Consider the following 520-nt stretch of genomic DNA (forward strand, 5'->3'; position numbering starts at 1 on the left):
GGCACCGGCGACGAGGACGGTGCCGTCCCCGGCGGGCGGATTCTCGTCGGTCATCATGATGTCCTTCCGGTTCTGTGGCCCGTCGCCCGGGCCCCGCGGTCCGTACGGGTCACGCGGCCGCCCCCGGTGCGGGCGCCTCGCGCACGCGCAGCCGGTCGACCGCGACGGCCAGCACGATCACGACGCCCTGGATGATCTGCTGGTGGAAGCGACGGCCACACGTTCCGCCAGGTCCTGGTTCATGTGTCGCCTCCTTTCCACGGGTCACCCAGCCTGCGCCCGTTACGTTCTCATATGGTGGACGATCTGTCTAGACAGTGGGAATTAAAGATCCTACTGTGTGGACAATATGTCCACTGAGTAGTACTTTCATGGGCATGGTAGAACAGGTCGGTCCGCCCGTGGCGGCGGACGCCCAGCTTGTGGAGCTGATTAGGGAACGGGCGCTGTTCGCTCGGCTGGAGACGGTCCGGCTCATATCGATCGCGAAGACCGGCCACTACGCCTCGGGATTCTCGTG

General features: G+C 65.2%; 1 protein-coding gene. It reads right to left on the bottom strand.

The features are described 5' to 3' along the window. Positions 1 to 109 precede the first annotated feature (109 nt). Entirely contained in the window at positions 110 to 268 is a 159-nt protein-coding gene (locus tag ABGB11_RS42495; protein WP_347641384.1) for a hypothetical protein, read from the bottom strand. Positions 269 to 520: the final 252 nt, after the last annotated feature.

Source organism: Actinomadura sp. B10D3 (assembly GCF_039871695.1).
GTDB classification, from domain to species: Bacteria; Actinomycetota; Actinomycetes; order Streptosporangiales; family Streptosporangiaceae; genus Spirillospora; species Spirillospora madurae.